The organism is Agromyces sp. P2_B3 (assembly GCF_056404815.1).
Window position 1 is genome coordinate 49,046 of sequence record NZ_JBFUDH010000001.1, and the last position, 16,742, is coordinate 65,787.

Genomic DNA, 16,742 nt, shown 5'->3' on the forward strand with positions numbered 1-16,742 from the left:
GGTGTCTCCCGGGAATGAGGCGGAATCATGTCTCTTGCGGTCGGCGCATTCGTCGGCCGTTCGGTGACCGCAGCGGGGGAGGACGGGCACATGGCGTCGATCACGTCGACCGACCGCGCGTGGGTTCCCACGGTCGCCACGGCATCGGTGTTCTGGGTGCTGCTCGTCGTCGCCGCGCTCATGCCCGAGGTCTGCGCGATCGTCGGCCCGACCGGCGCCGGGGCGGCGTGCGTGACGGGCGCGCGCAGCTCGACGGCGATGACCGGCGGCGTCCTGGTGCTCGCGGCAGCGTCCCTCGGCGTCTCGCTCACGTACCTGCTCCCGATGGCGTCGCGCCCCCTCGTGCAACGGCTGTCGATGATCGCGGTCGCCGCCGTCGGATCCGCCGCGCTCGTGATGACCGTCGGGGCGTCGGGCTTCCGGCTCTTCTAGTCGTCGCCATCGGTGCGCGACGGGCGCACCTCGGACTCCTGGATCGACTCGATGACCGAGTCATGCAGGCCCTTCTGGCCGGTGTGCAGCTCCTGGTACGTCTCGCCGGCGCCCATCAGCGGGCCGAACGCCGCCCGCGCCCGCTGCCCGCTCGGCGCCCGGATGGCGCGCACCGTCATGCCCACGACGATGGCGAGCGCGAACAGCGCGGCGAGGGCCCCGATCACGAGCTCCATGGCGTTCTCACCCACCGTCGCCAGGCGGGTTGCTCGGTGAAGCCGAGCGACGACCACAGCGACCGGCCGGCGTCGGTTCCGGATGCCGCGGGGCCGCCGGCGCCGTCAGTGGCGTCGACACCGGCGACGGCATCCGCGATGCCCGGCTCGCCGCCGAACCCGTAGGCCGTGAGGGGCAGCAGCGTGCCGTCGCGGTAGCCCTCGAGCACGAATCGCTCGTGGTGCACCACGTGCCCGGGCAGCGCGTCGAGCCGGAACCACTCGAGCCCGGTCGCCTTCTGCTCCATGAGCGACGGCGTGCCCCGCCAGGAGCGACAGGCGAAGAACACGTCGAGGCGCTCGTCGACGGGCCGGCCGGTGCCTCCGGTGCGGTGCATGGCCGTGAGCGGCTCGAGGGCCGCCTCGACGACGTCGACGCCGAGCTCCTCCGCCGTCTCGCGCACGCCGGCCGCGAACACGGTCTCGCCCTGCTCCACGTGCCCGGCGGCCGCGGCAGCCCACCAGTCGTCGTAGTAGCCGGTGCCCGCTCGCCGCTGGAGGAGCACCCGCTCGCCGGCGTCGCCGCGCTCCCCGTCGAGCAGGAACACGTAGGCGGCGGGGATCAGCGCGAAGCGGCCGTGCTCGGCGGCGTATTCGTCGGAGTACGCCTGCCGCTCGTCGTCCATCGCGTCGTTCGCCTCCGTCGTCGACCCGGTCGAGTCGGTGTCAGTACCCGACGATCGGGCCGAATGCGTCGGCGAGCGGTGCGCGGTTCACGCTGCGGAGCTCCTCGACCGCCACGGTGAACAGGCCCTGCACCTCGAGCGAGCCCGACGCGGCATCCGTCACGCCGATGCGGCGCACCGGGTAGTCGCGGCCCTCGCAGAGCCCGCGGAACTTCACGTCGTCCTCGCGGGGGACCGACACGATGACTCGCCCGGTCGATTCGGAGAAGAGTGCGGTCGCCGCGTCGATGCCGGCGTCCTGGATCACCTCGTCGAGCACCACGCGTGCGCCGACGCCGAAGCGGCCGACCGCCTCGGCGAGGGCGATCGCGAGACCGCCGTCGCTGAGGTCGTGGGCCGAGTCGATGAGCCCCTCGAGCGCGGCCGCGGCGAGCAGCTCGGCGAGCGCCTTCTCGCGGCCCAGGTCGACGGCCGGGGGACGGCCGCCGAGGTGGTCGTGCACGACGCCCGCCCAGGCCGAGCCGTCGAGTTCGGCCGCCGTGTCGCCGAGCAGGTAGATGTTGTGGCCGTCGTCCTGCCAGCCCGACGGGATGCGGCGGGCGACGTCGTCGATCACGCCGAGCACGGCGATGACCGGCGTCGGGTGGATCGGCACGTCGCCGGTCTGGTTGTAGAACGACACGTTGCCGCCCGTAACGGGAATGCCGAGCTCGAGGCATCCGTCGCTCAGGCCCTCGACCGTCTCGGAGAACTGCCACATGACCTCGGGGTTCTCGGGGGAGCCGAAGTTCAGGCAGTCGCTGACGCCCATGGGCTTCGCGCCCGATACGGCGACGTTGCGGTACGCCTCGGCGAGCGCGAGCTTCGCGCCCTGGCGCGGGTCCAGCTGCGAGTAGCGGCCGTTCGCGTCGGTCGCGACCGAGACGCCGAGGCCCGACTCCTCGTCGACGCGCACCATGCCCGCGTCGTCGGGGTAGCTGAGGGCCGTGTTGCCGAGCACGTACTTGTCGTACTGGTTCGTGACCCATGCGGCATCCGCCTGGTTCGCCGAGCCGACCAGCTGCACGAACTGCTCGCGCAGCGCCTCGGGCGTCGAGGGACGCTCGAGGGCGGATGCCCCGTCGGCCTGCAGCGCGTCGAGGTACGACGGGTACGCGACGGGGCGCTCGTAGACCGGGCCGTCGACGGCGACGGTGCGCGGGTCGACGTTCACGATCTCCTGGCCGTGCCACATGATCGAGAGGCGGCCGGTCTCGGTGACCTCGCCGAGCACGCTCGTCTCGACGTCCCACTTCTTCACGACCTCGAGGAAGCCGTCGAGCTTCTCGGGCCGCACGATGGCCATCATGCGCTCCTGGCTCTCGCTCATGAGGATCTCCTCGGGAGTGAGCGAGGGGTCGCGCAGCAGCACGTCGTCGAGCACGATGGCCATGCCGCCGTCACCGTTCGAGGCGAGCTCGGAGGTCGCGCACGAGATGCCCGCCGCCCCCAGGTCCTGGATGCCCTCGACGAGGTCGCCGGCGAAGAGCTCGAGGCAGCACTCGATGAGCACCTTCTCGGCGAACGGGTCGCCCACCTGCACCGCGGGGCGCTTGGTGGGGCCCCCCTCGGCGAACGTGTCAGAGGCGAGGATCGACGCGCCGCCGATGCCGTCGCCGCCGGTGCGGGCGCCGAAGAGCACGACCTTGTTGCCGGCGCCCTTCGCGTTGGCGAGGTGCAGGTCCTCGTGGCGCATGACGCCGACGGCGAGCGCGTTCACGAGCGGGTTCGCCTGGTAGGTGGGGTCGAACCAGGTCTCGCCGCCGATGTTCGGCAGGCCGAGGCAGTTGCCGTAGAAGCTGATGCCCGACACGACGCCGTGCACGACGCGGGCGGTGTCGGGGTGGTCGATCGCGCCGAACCGCAGCGCGTCCATGACCGCGACGGGGCGCGCGCCCATCGAGATGATGTCGCGGACGATGCCGCCGACGCCGGTTGCGGCGCCCTGGAACGGCTCGATGTAGCTCGGGTGGTTGTGCGACTCGATCTTGAAGGTGACCGCCCAGCCCTCGCCGATGTCGAGCACGCCGGCGTTCTCGCCCATGCCCACCATGAGGTGCTGCTTCATCGCCGGCGTGACCTTCTTGCCGAACTGGCGCAGGTAGATCTTCGACGACTTGTAGGAGCAGTGCTCGCTCCACATCACCGAGTACATCGCGAGCTCGGCGCTCGTGGGGCGCCGGCCGAGGATGTTGCGGATGCGCTCGTACTCGTCGGGCTTGAGCCCGAGCGCGGCGTACGGCTGCTCCTTCTCGGGCGTGGCCTGCGCGACCTCGACGGTGTCGAGCACCGGCGTCTGGGTCGTCGGGGCAGCGGTCGTGGCGGGGGCTTCGATGGTCACGAGTGGCGAGCTCCAGAGAACGGCGGCGAGCGGATGCCGCGGGGCGGATGCCTGACCGTGCAAGTCTACCCGGCTCGCTCACCTGAGCAGGCGGGGCCGCCTGCTCAGGTGACCGCGCCCGGTGGACTCAGCTGCCGGTGCTGTTCGTTCCGGCGGACTGCGTACCGTTCTTCGACGGAGGTGTCGGGAGGGGCTTCGCGGCCTGGCCGCTCGACTTCGCCTTGGTGGGGGTCGGCGGCAGTGGCTTGGACGTGCCGGTCGCCTTCGCGGTGCCTCCGGCGCCGCCCGAGGTGCTCGTCGCATTCGAGGCCTGGCTGCTGTTCACCGCCGGAGTGCCGCCCGCCGTCGCGTTGCCGGTTCCGCCGCCCGCAGGTTGCGAGGTGGTCGTGGCCGCCGCCTTCTCGCCGCCGAACTTCGCCCGCTTGCCGTAGGGCGCACCGAGCTTCACGGTGCCGGCAGCCGGGTCGATGTCGAGGATCGGGTTCGGGTCGGCGACCTCGGCGGCGTCCTGCCACTTCTTGGCCGCATCGCGGTCCATGCCCACCCCGAGCCGCACGAACGCCTTGGGCAGGTGATTGGCCTTGCCGGCATCCATCGCCTGGCCGGCGGCGCCGAGCGCTGAGAATCCCGACATCTTGTTCGCCGCGTCACTCGCGTCCCAGGCCGCCCGCACGATGTCGTTCGCCTTCGCGATGGTGAACAGCGCGCCGCTCGGATCGGTGTACCTGATGGCATTGGAACCCGCGTAGGCGTAGGACGCCTGCAACTCGGGGGATCCGACCAGGCTGTACGGGTCGTTCAACGCCGGGTCGACCGTGAGGAACAGCTCACGCCGCGCGTCGTACCATCGCTCGCCGAAGTCCATCAGGCTCCGCCGCTCGTCGGTGTAGGCGCCCGCGTACTGGTACGGCGTGCGATACACGGTCGAGTGCTCGTCGATCCACACCTCGCCCGTCGGGAAGTACTCCTGGTGCTGGAACGTCTGCCCCTGGGCGTCGGTGACGACGTTGGTACTGCCCTGCAGGTCCTTGTGCAGGAAGTACCGCTGCCCCTCGGCGGTGTACGGGTCGTCACCGGGATCGCGCTGCTGAGCGATCAGCTCGTCGTCGACCCAGATCTGCTTCGTCAGCTCGTTGCCGTTGCGCACCGTGACCCACGGGTTGATGAACGCGGTCTCGCCGTTCGGCCCGCGTTCGATGACCCGGCGGCCCTCGTCGTCGTAGGCGTACTCGGTCGTCGCGCCGTACTCGTCGACGAGGACCATGTGACCGGCCCAGTCCCACGTGAGTTCGCGGGCGATCTTCGCCTTCTTGCCGGTGCCGTTGACGATCTGCACCAGCTCGCCGTCGGCGTCGTAGTGGAACGTGTCCTGCCCCTGCGCGCTCACCTGGTGCGGTCCATCGGCGTCGAAGGTGCGGCTGAACGAGTACGACGTGGCCGACTGCACCTTGCCGCCGAGCTTGTCCACCTGCGCCTTCGTCTCGACGTTGCCGGCGTCGTCGAAGTCGAGGCCGAACGAGTAGGTGCGCGTGTTCTTCCACACCTTGGCGGAGCCCGTGGAACCGACGAGCCGGTCGTACGGGTCGTAGTCGAAGGTCATCGAGACCGGGCTGCCGAACAGGTTCGTCACCGTCGAGGGCACGTCGTTCGCGTAGGTCTTCGGGTTGCCGACGACGTCGTAGGTGTACGACTGGTCCTGCACCTCGGAGTAGTGCGCCGGGTTGCCCTTGAGCGGCCGGTTGGCCGAGACGGTCCGCACGTTGTCCATCCACCGGGTGAGCTCGTCGTAGCGCCAGGTGGTCGTCGCGCCGTTGCCGTAGTCGATCGCCGCGGGCACGAGGAACTCGTCGTAGCGCCGGTCGTTCACGTAGTCGTAGTGCCACGTGGTCGGCTCGTCGGTGAACGTGGGCTTCCCGTCGGCGCCGAGCACCGGGTTCCCATTGGCATCGAGCACGGGCACCTTCTTGAGGCCCGGTTCGTCGCCCACGACCGACTTCGTGAGGCCGCCCGCGTCGTAGTCGTAGGTCAGCACCTCGCCGTCGGGGTACGTCATCGCCTTCACACGGCTGAGCCCGTCGTACTCCCACTCGGTGGTCCACTGGAACCTGGGATCGCCGGGCACCCAGTTGTGCAGCTTGATCTCGCTGAGCTGGCTCGTGGTGTTGCCGAGCGGGTCGTATCCCAGGGACACCACCCGCGAGGCGTCGTCGATCTGCACGATCCGCCCGGCGCCGTTGTCGGGCGCGCCGGCAGCGCCGTACGTGTACGTCACGTCGGGAGTGTCCTCGGGGTACACGATCTTCACGAGGTTCTGCAGTTCGTAGTGGTAGGTCGTCTCGACGTCCTCCTCGCGCAGGGTCGCCGAGACCTCCTTGATCACCTTGCCCTCGGCGTCGTACCAGGTCTCGAGCAGGCCGCCGTCGGGCGTGTCCGTGCTCAGCTTGTTGCCGACCCCGTCGTACGTGTGCGTGGTCGTGTTGCCGGCGACGTCGACGACCCGCAGCAGCTCGCCGAGCGGGCTGTACTCGTAGCGCGCCGTCTTGGGCGCCAGCAGGTCGGCCGGGTTCGGCGTCGCCGGATCCAGCGGCTGGTCGTCCATCCGCACCTCGTTGCCGCGGATGTCGGTGAACGTCGTCGTCACCCGACCCCGCGGATCGGTGCTGACGGCCTTCATCACGGTTGCCGGGTCGCCGCCCACCGCGGCAGCGCCGAAGCCGTACGCGGATGTCGTGGTGCGTGCGCCGGGCTCGGTCTGCGAGATCTCGTGATCGAGCAGGTCGAATGCGAAGACCGACTTCGTCGCGGCATCCGAGGTCGCCGTCTCGTACGCGGTCTGCGCGACCGTGTCGAACGTCGGCCGGTACGTCTCGACCTCGTGGCCGAAGACGTCGTACACGACCGCACCGCTGACCACTCGGCCGTCGGCCGGCACGCCCTGCGCGTTCACGACCCGGGCGTCGCGCTTCTGCTGCGTGATGCGCCCGATGCCGTCGGCGAACTGCACGGTCTCGATCGGGTCGGCATTGAACGCATCCGCGTGCCTCGCGATCGCATAGCCGTAGTCGGGCGCGCTCGGGTGGTACTCGAACGTCACTGCGTCGGCCTGCAGCGGGTTGCTGATCGAGGTGAGCCTGCCGAGGGCGTCGTACGTGTACGAGGTCGTGTTGTGGTTCGCGTCGGTGCGGCTCTCCACTTCGCCGGACGCCCAGTCGAAGGTGGCGGTCGACGTCAGGCCCGTGCGCAGCGGCGCCGGATCGGTGTCGGCCTCGTAGTCGAGGAAGACATCGACCTCGTCCTGGCTGTCGAAGTCGTACTCGGTCACCTCCGCGATGTTGGCGTGGCCCACGTTCGTGTCGTAGACGTACTCGACCGCGTAGCGCACGCCCCCCTCGCCCTCGGGGTAGACGATGCGGTTGTAGCTGCCCCACGAGTCGTACTGCAGTTCGGTCACCGCGACCTCCGAATCGCTGATGCGCTCCTTGAGGAGCGTCACCGACTGGTTGTCGCAGACCGCGTCGCGACCGTCGCGCTGCCGCAGGACCGTGCCGTCCGCGCCGTACACCGTGACGACGGCCGGCACGCTCACCCACGTCGGGCAGAGGTCGGCGGAGAAGATCGGCGAGGCCTGTTCGTCGCTCGGCATCGGGTAGTACGGGGTGTCGCCGAAGCATCCGACACCCGTGTCGTAGTCGCCGTCGGCGTCCAGCTCGACCTCGGACGCCGAGATGAGGCAGTCCGAGTAGTCGGTGACCGTGCGCACGTCGTCGGCGTCGGTCTCGAGCTCGCCCTGGTCGAGCTGCTCGAGCACGTTGCCGAGGCCGTCGTAGGTGAAGCTCACGCGCGTCTCGTTGCCGGCTCCGATGCCATCGGGGGTGAAGTAGCGCTCCTCGCTGTCGACCACGAGCGGCGCGTACGACCAGGTGAGCGACTCGGTTCCGGTGAGCGCGGGGATCGCCGTCTGCACGTCGACCAGGTCGGCCTCGGCGAGCGGGTCGAAGCCGGCGGGGACGCCCTGCACGTCGCGGATGCCCCAGTCCAGGCTCGCCGCACGGAGCGCCTTGCCGTTCAGGGCGTCACGGACGACCATCGACGTCTGCAGGCCCGCGACGAACACGTCGTCGTTGAGGTACTCGGTCTCGGTCGTGCGCTTGGCGATGCCCTGCGGGTCGAGCTCCTGCTCGGTGACCTTCGCGAAGCCGAGCGACTGGCGGAACAGCCGGTCGAACCGCAGGTCGTCGTACGAGAACGTCGACACCGAGACGTCCGCGCCGTCGCCGGGCCTGCCGTCGTCGACGGCGACGCGGCTGAGCGCCCAGGCCGAGCCGGGGTGGGCGACCGTGTTGCCGTAGCGCTCGTAGTCGAGGCTGACGTTGCCGCCGAGCGGGTTCGTGTACGAAGAGAGCAAGTTGGTCCGGCCCGTCGTGTTGCGCTGCACCCGCACCTCGTCGTCGTCGGTCGAGGCGAGCGAGTCGACGAATCCGTCGCCGTCGATGTCCTCGAGCGTGACCTCGGAGAAGCTCACCGAGTTCTGGTACGAGGCGCCCGGGTTGATGACGAGGTAGCACGCGACGAGGCACAGCGGCCCGGCGTAGACGGTGAAGTCGACGCCCCCGCCGATGCCCTGCGAACGGTCGTACGACACCTGCGGCGCGTTGCCGAGGTTGGCCGCGCCGACGCCCGCGGCCGTCGCGAAGTCGCCGAAGTGGACGGCCGGGGCCAGGCCCGAGCCGGTGCCGAACTCGACCGTGGGCTGCTCGCCCGCGGACGGCTTGTGCAGGCGGTCGGGGATCCCGTCGCCGTTCACGTCGACCCAGGCGAAGCGGGCCATGTCGTAGTTCCAGTTGAACGAGAGGCCGCCCGAGAACTCGCCCCACGGGGTGGCGAAGCCGGCCGAGGCGTGGCCGCCGATCGACTCCTGGGTGTTGAAGCCGCCGGTCGCGAGCGGCAGCACCGCCTCGGCGAACGCGTAGCCGAGGTTGTAGCGCACGAAGACCCCGCTCGGGTTCGTGTACACGACGTCGGGCAGGCCGTCGCCGTTGACGTCGGCGAGCTCCTGCGACATCTGCGCCGTGTCGCCGCCGCTCGTCGGCACGTCGGAGAGCTCGTCGGGCGGGCCGTAGTCGGCCGAGAGCGGTCCGCCCGACGGACCGGACTCGTTCGGGTTCGTGAACGACAGGTCGAACCCGCCGCCGATGCTCACGCCGAAGCCGGCGCCGAGGCCCGGGTCGCTGTCGGCGGCCTTGCCGCCCTTCGATGCCGCATTGCCCTGCGTCGTGTTCGTCTTGCCCTTGTTGTTCGCGGCGATGTCCACGAGGCCGGCGTCGAGGCCGCCCGAGGCGTTCACCGTGAAGTCCTGGTTGACGAGCCCCTTCCTCGGATCCGGATCGTCGACGGTCTTCTGGAAGATGCCGCGCTGGCTCGTGTACTGCACGTCGCCGGGGGTGATCACGTCGGGGTAGCCGTCGCCGTTGAGGTCTTCGTAGTCGACGAGGCTCCAGCTCGGGCCGACGCCGACCGAGCCGCCGAGGGGGCCGAAGCCGAAGGCGAGCGAGAGGCTCGGGCCGGTGACCGAGATGCGGGTCACGCCGCTCTTCGAGGCGCCGTCGTCGATGCCGAGCGAGACCGTGTCGCTCGAGAGGCGCGACGAGCGCATCCGTTCGGCCGACGCGGCGAGGTTGTCGCGCGTGCCGCGCCACTGCGGGGCGTCGAGCGGCGACGCCTCGGCGCCGAGCGAGTCGGGGTCGAGCAGCGGCACGTACGCGTAGGCGGGGTCGATGTCGGGCTCGGCCTCGCATTCGGTCACCGGACCGGTGCACAGGTCGTCGAAGCCGTCGGCGGGCTCCGCGGCCTGCGCGGCGGCCTCGTCGATCACGAACGCGTCCTCGTCGATGGGCGCGGTCGCCTTGTCGCCGCTCGCCGTGTAGCCGGCGACGCCCCAGCCGCGGTACGCGAGCGGGTAGATGCCCTGCCGGCCCGTCCAGGTGCGCACGACCGGGGGCGTGACCTCCTCGGGCACGGCCTCGGCGGTGCGGAGGGTCACCGAGAAGTCGTCGGACGAGAGCGCGTCGGCGAGCGCCGGCTCGCGCACGCTGAGCTCGAACCAGTACTCCTCGCCGTCGACGAGGCCGAACGACTGGTCGGGCGGCGTCGCGGTCGGATCGGTGAGGTCCACCGAGGTCTGGTCGACCGAGGCGCCGAGCGTCACCTGCTTCTTCCAGACCAGGCCGTCACGGCTCTTGATGCTGAGCATGACGTCGCGATTCGGCAGTTCGTCGGCGATCGACGAGAGCACGGCGTGCTCGATCCGCAGCTCGCCGTAATCCTCCGTGTCGTCGGCCGTCCACGGCTCGAGCGCCTCGGCGGTCGAGCGGTTCGGGTACTGCTCGATCTCGGGCGTGAGGTCGACGCGCTTGGTGTCGGTGAGCACGCCGTCGATCTCCTGCTGCACCTCGATCGGGTCGCCGTTCACGTCGGTCGCGTCGGTGTAGTGGATCGCCGGGTTCCACGAGATCGCGGTGAGGTCGATCGACGAGTCCACCGCCAGGTGCGCGTGCAGCGTGTCGGTCTCGGGCTGGTCGTCTGCGACGTCCGGGTCGGCCGCCACCGGACCCGACACCGGCACCTCCGCCGCGAAGGCGATGGTGCCGACGAAGTCCCCGGGGATCACCCCGTCGGTGATCGTGACGTCGGCCGAGCCGTCGTCGGGCGTGCCGATCGTGTCGGGGATCGCAACGGGCAGCACGGTCTCGGGGTCGGCATCCGTGCGGTCCAGCGCGACCCGCAGGTCGTCGCTCGTCGCCCGCGACTTCACGACGGTCGCGGTGAAGCGCACGGTGCCGTCGTACGGCATCACGACGCGCGTGTTCGGGCGGCCGGCGAGCGTGAAGTCGTCGGCGATCGCGTAGATCGTCTGCGAGAGTCCGTTGACGTCGAGCGGCACCTCGGTGGTGTCGTCGGGCACGGGGTCGACCGAACCCTCGTCGACGACCGCGTCGCCGCCGATCGCGGTGTAGGTGACGGTCGGCGACCAGGCGACCTCGTCGTGCGCGCCGTCGTCGATCGAGCCGACGCGGAAGTAGACGCGGTCGCCCGCGTGCACCTCGAGCACGGTGGGCGCGTCGAACGCGACCGACTCGTCGTCGGGCGTGGCCGGGACGTCGGCGACGAGGGCTTCGAAGACCTCGCTCGCCTCGTTCAGCTGGATCGCGACGCGCACGCCGTCGTCACTCGCGGCGGCCTCAGGGGAGTCGAGCCGGGCCGCGCCCTCGATCGAGACGGTGCCGTCGAACGGGGCGATCCAGCGCCTGACCGTGTCGACCGGCGGCGAGGCCGACTGCAGGCGCTGCTGTAGCGCATCGAGTTCGGTGCTGTCGACCTGCGGGGTCTGCCCGCCCGTCGCGAGCGGCACCGGGGTGCCGGTGCTTCCGGCCTCGAAGCTCGGCACGCCGGCCTTCAGACGGTTGAAGTACACGTTCCCCTCGTGCACGAGGTCGGGCAGGCCGTCGGCGTTCACGTCGGTGAAGTACACATCGCTCCAGGCCACGGCGCCGCCGACGCCGAACGAGGCGGTGACGACGATGTGCGATTCGGCGGCGATCTGCAGTTGGAACTCGTGGTCGCGCGAGAGCCCCTTGCCGCTGAGGGTGGTGAGCTCGATCCGCTCGCCGAACTTCGGCTCGCCGCGGGGTCCGCCGAGGTTCAGGCGGTACGAGACCGTGCTCGCGGTCGCCTGCCCGTCCTTCTTGAAGACCTTGTCGGGCAGGCCGTCGCCGTTGAGGTCGATGAACTCGGCGATGCCATCGGTCTGGCCGCCGCCGATCTGGATCGAACCGCCGAACGAGCCGACCTTCTGGGGAATCGCCGGGTTGAAGCCGATGTACACGTGGCCCTCGCCCGAGTTCGACTCCGCGCCGCCGAGCGCGCCCGCCGTGACGTTCTCGTCCAGGAACGCACGGTCGCCCATGTCGTCCTCGTTGATGAGGGACGTGGACGGGTCGTCGACGTCGCCCGAGTCCCAGGTCGGATCGGTCGCGAACCCGGCGTAGCCGGTGCCGGAGTAGTCGACGTCGTTGTAGTACTCGAACGTGTGGGTGACGGCCGCCGCCGTGCCCGCGCCCTGGGTGACGCTCGACAGCAGGGTCTTGCCGAACGGTCCGGTCGCGTAGTCGAGGTCGTACTGCGTCGCGAGCCGGTCGTAGACGCGTCCGCCGTCCACCTCGAGGTCGCCGTACCAGACCTCGACGCTCGCGAGCTGCTCGGCCAGCAGGTCGAGGTAACGTCCGGTTCCGTCGAGGGTGCTGTCGGCGCGCAGCCCGTAGAGCGCGTTGGTCGCGGGATCGACGCGTTCGGTCCGCCGCACGAAGCGGATCTCGTAGGGCGGCTGCTCGTGGTAGCCCGGGACCGGGTGGTTCTCGTCGGAGGCCTCGGCGGCCTCGGTGTAGAAGATGCTGCGCAGGTAGGTGTGGCGCGAGCAGAGCGTGTCGGCGTCGTCCTGGCACGTGGCGTCTGCGACCCAACCGCCGTCGACCGAGGGGTCGTAGCGGTACCGCAGGGTGTCGTACTCGTACCGGAACATGTTGACGCCGACGTCGCGCTGGGCGGAGAGCAGCCACTTGACGATGTTGCCGTCATCGTCCTTGACGATCGAGTCCGGGTCGAGCGCGCCGGTGTTCGGACCCGGCTCCACGAAGCCGCGGGTGACCCCGAGCGGCCCCCCCATCGGCCCGCCCGCGTCGGGCTTGGCGCCGTACCAGCGGATGGCCCCCATCTTGTCGCGGACCTCCCACCAGTAGTTCTTCGGGCTGTCGCCGTGGCGGATGATCTGCTCGTACTCGGTCTCGACCTGGCGCGTGAAGTCCTGCCGGTCGGCGATGCGGTCCTGCCACACGTCGCCGAGCGCGTTCGGCACGAGCATCGCTCCGTCGAGCGAGTACGACTCCGACTCCTTCGTGGCGTCGAAGTACGGCACGCCGTAGCTCGTGTCGACCTCGACGGTGCCGACGCCGAGATCCCAGCCGAGACCCGCCCAGCTCGATTCGGTCGCCGAGGTGTACTCGAGCGAGATCTCGGGCGTCATGCCCCGCCCCTGCGGGACGATGATCGGGTACGACAACTGGGCACTGCCGTCGCTGGATGCCTCGGGCGCGTCGATGAGCGCGAGGCCCTCGGCCGGGTCGGCGTACTGGAGCCCGTCGAAGGAGCCGTCGCCGAGATCGTCTGGCGTGAGCAGCGATTCGCGCGCCAGCACCTCGCCGGGATCCACGCTGGGACCGAACCCACCCGTCACCGCAACGGCGCCGGTGGCGATGAGCCCGAGCGCGGCCACGACCGCGGTCGTCTGCAGGATGATCCGCCGCTTCGACATGGTGCCTCCGTCGTTGGGGGCCTCGTCGACTCGCCGATCCTCGTCGATGCGAAGGCGCCACGCCCATCCGACCCCAGAACGGGTGCCGTGTCCTGACGGAGTTCTTCAAATATCCTTCAAGCACCCGGCCCCTCACGGGGCAGCACCGTGCGGCGATTACCCGAGCCGATGAACGGATGGCGCATGTTCGGTCAACCGAGCGATTTCGTGCCGTTCCCCCTGCCCGCGGCCTACTACTTCGACGGCGGCCGTTTCGAGCCGCACACGGGCATCCTCGCCGTCGGCGGAGGGCAGCTTCGCCTGCGCCCGAAGACCGCCGGCGTGCTGTCGGCGCTGCTCGATCGAGCGGGCGACCTGGTGACGAAGGCGGAGCTCGTCGACCTGGTCTGGGGCGGCGCGGCCGGCGATGATTCGCTCGCGGTCTGCGTCGCGGAACTCCGCCGCGCGCTGCATGACGATCCCAGAAGGCCGCGGCTCCTCGCCACGGTCCACCGCCGGGGGTACTGCTTCATCGCCGCGGTGTCGACCTCGCCGCAGCCGGCGGAGCCGCCACCACCGCCCGACCTCATCGGCAGGGAGGCCGATCTCGCAGAGCTGACGGAATGGTGGCGGTCCGCCCGATCCGGCTCGCGCACGCTCGGCTTCGTGGCCGCTGAGGCCGGGGCCGGCCGCACGGCACTCGTGCGGACGTTCCTCGCCGACGTGCAGCGGGGGGAACCGGCCGCGATCGGAGAGGGCCGCTGCGTCGAGCGCGACGGCGGCGAGCCCGACCTCCCGATCCTGGACGTGCTCGTCTCGCTGTGTCGCGGACGCAACGGCGGCTCCCGGTTCCGCGAGCTGCTCAGGGACCTCGCGCCGTCCTGGCTGGTTCGGCTCCCCGGGCTCGTCGACGGCGCGATGGCCGAGGAATTGCAGCGGCGATCGGACCGCTTCCCGGACCGGAGGCTGCACGAGCTGGCCGATGCGCTGGACGCGCTCTCGTCGGCGATGCCCGTGCTGGTGGTGCTCGAGGACCTTCACGTCGCCGACCCCGCGACGGCGGAGATGCTCGCCTACCTCGCGCAGCGTCCCACCTCTGCCCGTCTTCTCGTCCTGGCCACCTACCGGCGCGGCGATGTCCGCTGGCCGGGCCGCGGACTCGGCGATGTCGTCGGCGATCTCCGCGCGCTCCGCCGATGCGAGCACCGCGAGCTGGCTCCGCTCGACGAGGTCGCGATCGCGGCGCTGCTCGAACTGCGGTTGGCCCCGGCGGTGCCCGAGGGGCAGCTGGTTCGGCAGGTGCTCGAGCGCACCGAGGGGAACGCGCTGTTCGCGACGGCATTGATCGACGGCCTGATCGCCGATGACGCGCTCGCCGTGGTCGAGGGCTCGGTCCGGCCGCGCCTGCCGATCGCCGAATCCGCGATTCCTCGCGACGTCCGGCAGCTCGTCGCGCAGCAGGTGGCCGCCTTCGACGAGGCGGACCGCGTGCTCCTGCTCGCCGCGGCCGCCGCCGGTGTGGAGTTCACCGCCGTGGAGGCGGCCGCCGGAGTCGGCCCCCTGACGGAATCCGTCGGTCGCCCCGACGACCTCGGGAATGTCGAACGACGACTGTCCGCGCTCGCGATGCGGTCCGGCCTCCTCGCCGAGGTCGAGCCGGCCCCGTCGGCCGATGGGCGGGTCTCCACGAGATTCAGGTTCCGGCATGTCCTCGTCCGCGAGGTGCTCCACGAGCAGCTGGGGGGCGCGAAGCGCGTGCTGGTGCATCGCGCGATCGGAGCCATGCTCGAGGCGGCCGCACCGGATGCCCGCGCGGCCGCGAGCATCGCGACGCACTTCGAGCTGGGTCACGATCCCGCTCGTGCGGCGGTCAACTACGCCCGTGCGGCGGCCGTGGCGTGGAACGGCCTCGCGCCGTCGGAGGCGCTCGACCTCGCTCGCCGCGGGGTGGCGCTCGCCGCCGCGTCGCCCTCCGCGGTCGGCCCCGATGTGCGGTTGGGCCTGCAGCTCAGCCTCGTGGGCGCGACGCTCGCGGTGCACGGGGTCGGCTCGAGCGAGCTCGCGGCGGCGGTCGATGACGCCGAGGATGCCGTCGACGCGGCAGCCGGTGCGGACCCCGGCCTGGTCGGCCAGGCGCGGTACCTCTTCTGGAGCATCGCGTTCATGGCCGGTGAGATCTCGGTCGCCGGTGCTCGCATCCGCCCCCTCGAGGCCGCGGTGGCGACCGCCGGCGGAGGCCTGCTCGCGCACCAGCTCGCGAGCGCCAGGTCGGTGACGAGTTTCGCGTCGGGGGCGCCAGTGGTGGCGCTCGAGCAGGCGTCGCCGCTGCACGAGCTGGAGGCCGGCTTCGAGGCGCCCGGCGACGCCAGCCGCACGTGGCGCGAGATCGCGATGCTCAACCGGTGGAGCGTGGCACTGGCGAGCTGGCTCGTCGGCCGTCCCGACGACGCCCGTCGCCTCGCCCACGACGGCCTGCGGATCGCCCGCGAACTCGGCGAGGCGCGACTGCTCTGCGCGAGCCTGTGGCCGGTCGCCGCGGTCCACCAGCTGCGTGGTGAACGGCGACGGGTGACGTGGACGGTCGAGGAGATCCGTCGTGCAGCGGAGCCGGACGGCCGCTCGCATTGGCGTCTCGTCGGTGGCGTGTTCGAGGGGTGGGCCTCGGCCACCGGCGACGACGCCGACGGCCGGTCGCACGCGCTCCAGGTGCGCGCGTGCCTCGACGGCCTGGTCGGCAGCCTGGGTTTCGGCACGCCGTACCACCTCGCGCTGCTCGCTGAGGCCGCGACGGCGGGCGGCGACGGCGAGGCCGCGCGCGCCGCGATCGACGAGGGCCTGCAGGCCGTCGAGGCGACCGGCGACCGGTGGTACCTCGCCGAGCTCCTGCGCCTGCTGGGGGAGTCGATGCTCCACTCCGCCATCGGCGAGTCGATGGCGCACCGCGGTGCGTTGCGGAGGGCGGCCGCGGAGGTCTTCACCGAGGCTGTGACGGTCGCTCGGACGCAGGGCGCCACGGCACTCGAGCTTCGGGCCATCGCCTCGCGAGAGCGAGCGAGCCGGGGGATCGCCGACGTGGGGAACGTGCTGCAACGGGTCTGAGCCCTGCCGACCGGCACCGCGTGTTGTTTTGACTCATTCAAAACAACTGTTACGGTCGAGGACATGAGCAGCGCATCCGACCGTGAGCAGGCCGAGGCGCACCTGCGCACGGCGGGGCTCAAGGTCACGGTGCCACGCATCGCGGTGCTCGACGCGGTCACGGGACATGGCCACCTCGATGCCGACGCCGTGCACGCGCGCGTCGCCGCCGATCACCCGAGCGTGTCGCTGCAATCGATCTACAACGTGCTCGGAGACCTCTCGAACGCCGGGCTGCTGCGCCGCATCGCGCCCGCGGGCTCGCCCGCGCTCTACGAGAGCCGCATCGGCGACAACCACCACCACGTCGTCTGCACCCGCTGCCACGCCGTGGCCGACGTCGACTGCGTGATCGGCGAGCCGCCCTGCCTCGTGCCGGCCGACACCGGCGGCTTCGCCATCCACACGGCGGAGGTCACCTTCTGGGGGCTCTGCGCCGACTGCCGGCAGGCCGTCGCCGAGCTCGAGCGACACGCTCCGGCCGAGTCCGGCTAGCCCGCGGCATCCGCACGGCCCTCACCGCCCGCCGAGCCGGCAGCGCCCTCGCC

The 16,742-nt window shown here is 71.0% G+C and carries 7 protein-coding genes; 3 read left to right on the top strand and 4 right to left on the bottom strand.

Annotation, left to right across the window (positions count from 1 at the left end; translation table 11 throughout):
• Window positions 1–27: 27 nt before the first annotated feature.
• A complete protein-coding gene (locus tag AC1DZA_RS00240; protein ID WP_476763910.1) occupies window positions 28–432 on the top strand; it encodes a hypothetical protein in 405 nt (134 codons plus the stop codon).
• Here AC1DZA_RS00240 and AC1DZA_RS00245 read toward each other — a convergent pair.
• From AC1DZA_RS00245 to AC1DZA_RS00260, 4 genes are all read right to left on the bottom strand, one after another.
• Window positions 429–668, bottom strand: coding sequence for a hypothetical protein (locus AC1DZA_RS00245; protein ID WP_476763909.1), 240 nt, complete (start codon window positions 666–668; stop codon window positions 429–431). The genes AC1DZA_RS00240 and AC1DZA_RS00245 overlap by 4 nt on opposite strands.
• A complete protein-coding gene (locus tag AC1DZA_RS00250; protein ID WP_476771229.1) occupies window positions 656–1,333 on the bottom strand; it encodes an NUDIX domain-containing protein in 678 nt (225 codons plus the stop codon). Before AC1DZA_RS00250 ends, AC1DZA_RS00245 begins: the two co-directional genes overlap by 13 nt.
• 40 nt (window positions 1,334–1,373) lie before the next feature.
• Window positions 1,374–3,713, bottom strand: coding sequence for a phosphoribosylformylglycinamidine synthase subunit PurL (gene purL, locus AC1DZA_RS00255; RefSeq protein WP_476762618.1), 2,340 nt, complete (start codon window positions 3,711–3,713; stop codon window positions 1,374–1,376).
• A gap of 127 nt (window positions 3,714–3,840) precedes the next feature.
• On the bottom strand, window positions 3,841–13,077 hold the full coding sequence (locus tag AC1DZA_RS00260) for a SpvB/TcaC N-terminal domain-containing protein (RefSeq protein ID WP_476771230.1): 9,237 nt from the start codon (window positions 13,075–13,077) through the stop codon (window positions 3,841–3,843).
• A 183-nt stretch (window positions 13,078–13,260) separates the two neighbouring features.
• Between AC1DZA_RS00260 and AC1DZA_RS00265 the strand changes: the two genes are divergently transcribed.
• Window positions 13,261–16,155 (top strand): ATP-binding protein, encoded by a 2,895-nt coding sequence (locus AC1DZA_RS00265; protein WP_476771231.1) that lies wholly within the window; start codon window positions 13,261–13,263, stop codon window positions 16,153–16,155.
• A gap of 63 nt (window positions 16,156–16,218) precedes the next feature.
• Window positions 16,219–16,689, top strand: coding sequence for a Fur family transcriptional regulator (locus AC1DZA_RS00270; RefSeq protein ID WP_476771232.1), 471 nt, complete (start codon window positions 16,219–16,221; stop codon window positions 16,687–16,689).
• Window positions 16,690–16,742: the final 53 nt, after the last annotated feature.

Excerpts from the sequence above, each read along its gene's own strand:
- AC1DZA_RS00240 (WP_476763910.1), top strand. The coding sequence starts at position 28 with ATGTCTCTTGCGGTCGGCGCATTCGTCGGCCGTTCGGTGACCGCAGCG.
- AC1DZA_RS00245 (WP_476763909.1), bottom strand. The coding sequence starts at position 668 with ATGGAGCTCGTGATCGGGGCCCTCGCCGCGCTGTTCGCGCTCGCCATC.
- AC1DZA_RS00250 (WP_476771229.1), bottom strand. The coding sequence starts at position 1,333 with ATGGACGACGAGCGGCAGGCGTACTCCGACGAATACGCCGCCGAGCAC.
- AC1DZA_RS00260 (WP_476771230.1), bottom strand. The coding sequence starts at position 13,077 with ATGTCGAAGCGGCGGATCATCCTGCAGACGACCGCGGTCGTGGCCGCG.
- AC1DZA_RS00265 (WP_476771231.1), top strand. The coding sequence starts at position 13,261 with ATGTTCGGTCAACCGAGCGATTTCGTGCCGTTCCCCCTGCCCGCGGCC.
- AC1DZA_RS00270 (WP_476771232.1), top strand. The coding sequence starts at position 16,219 with ATGAGCAGCGCATCCGACCGTGAGCAGGCCGAGGCGCACCTGCGCACG.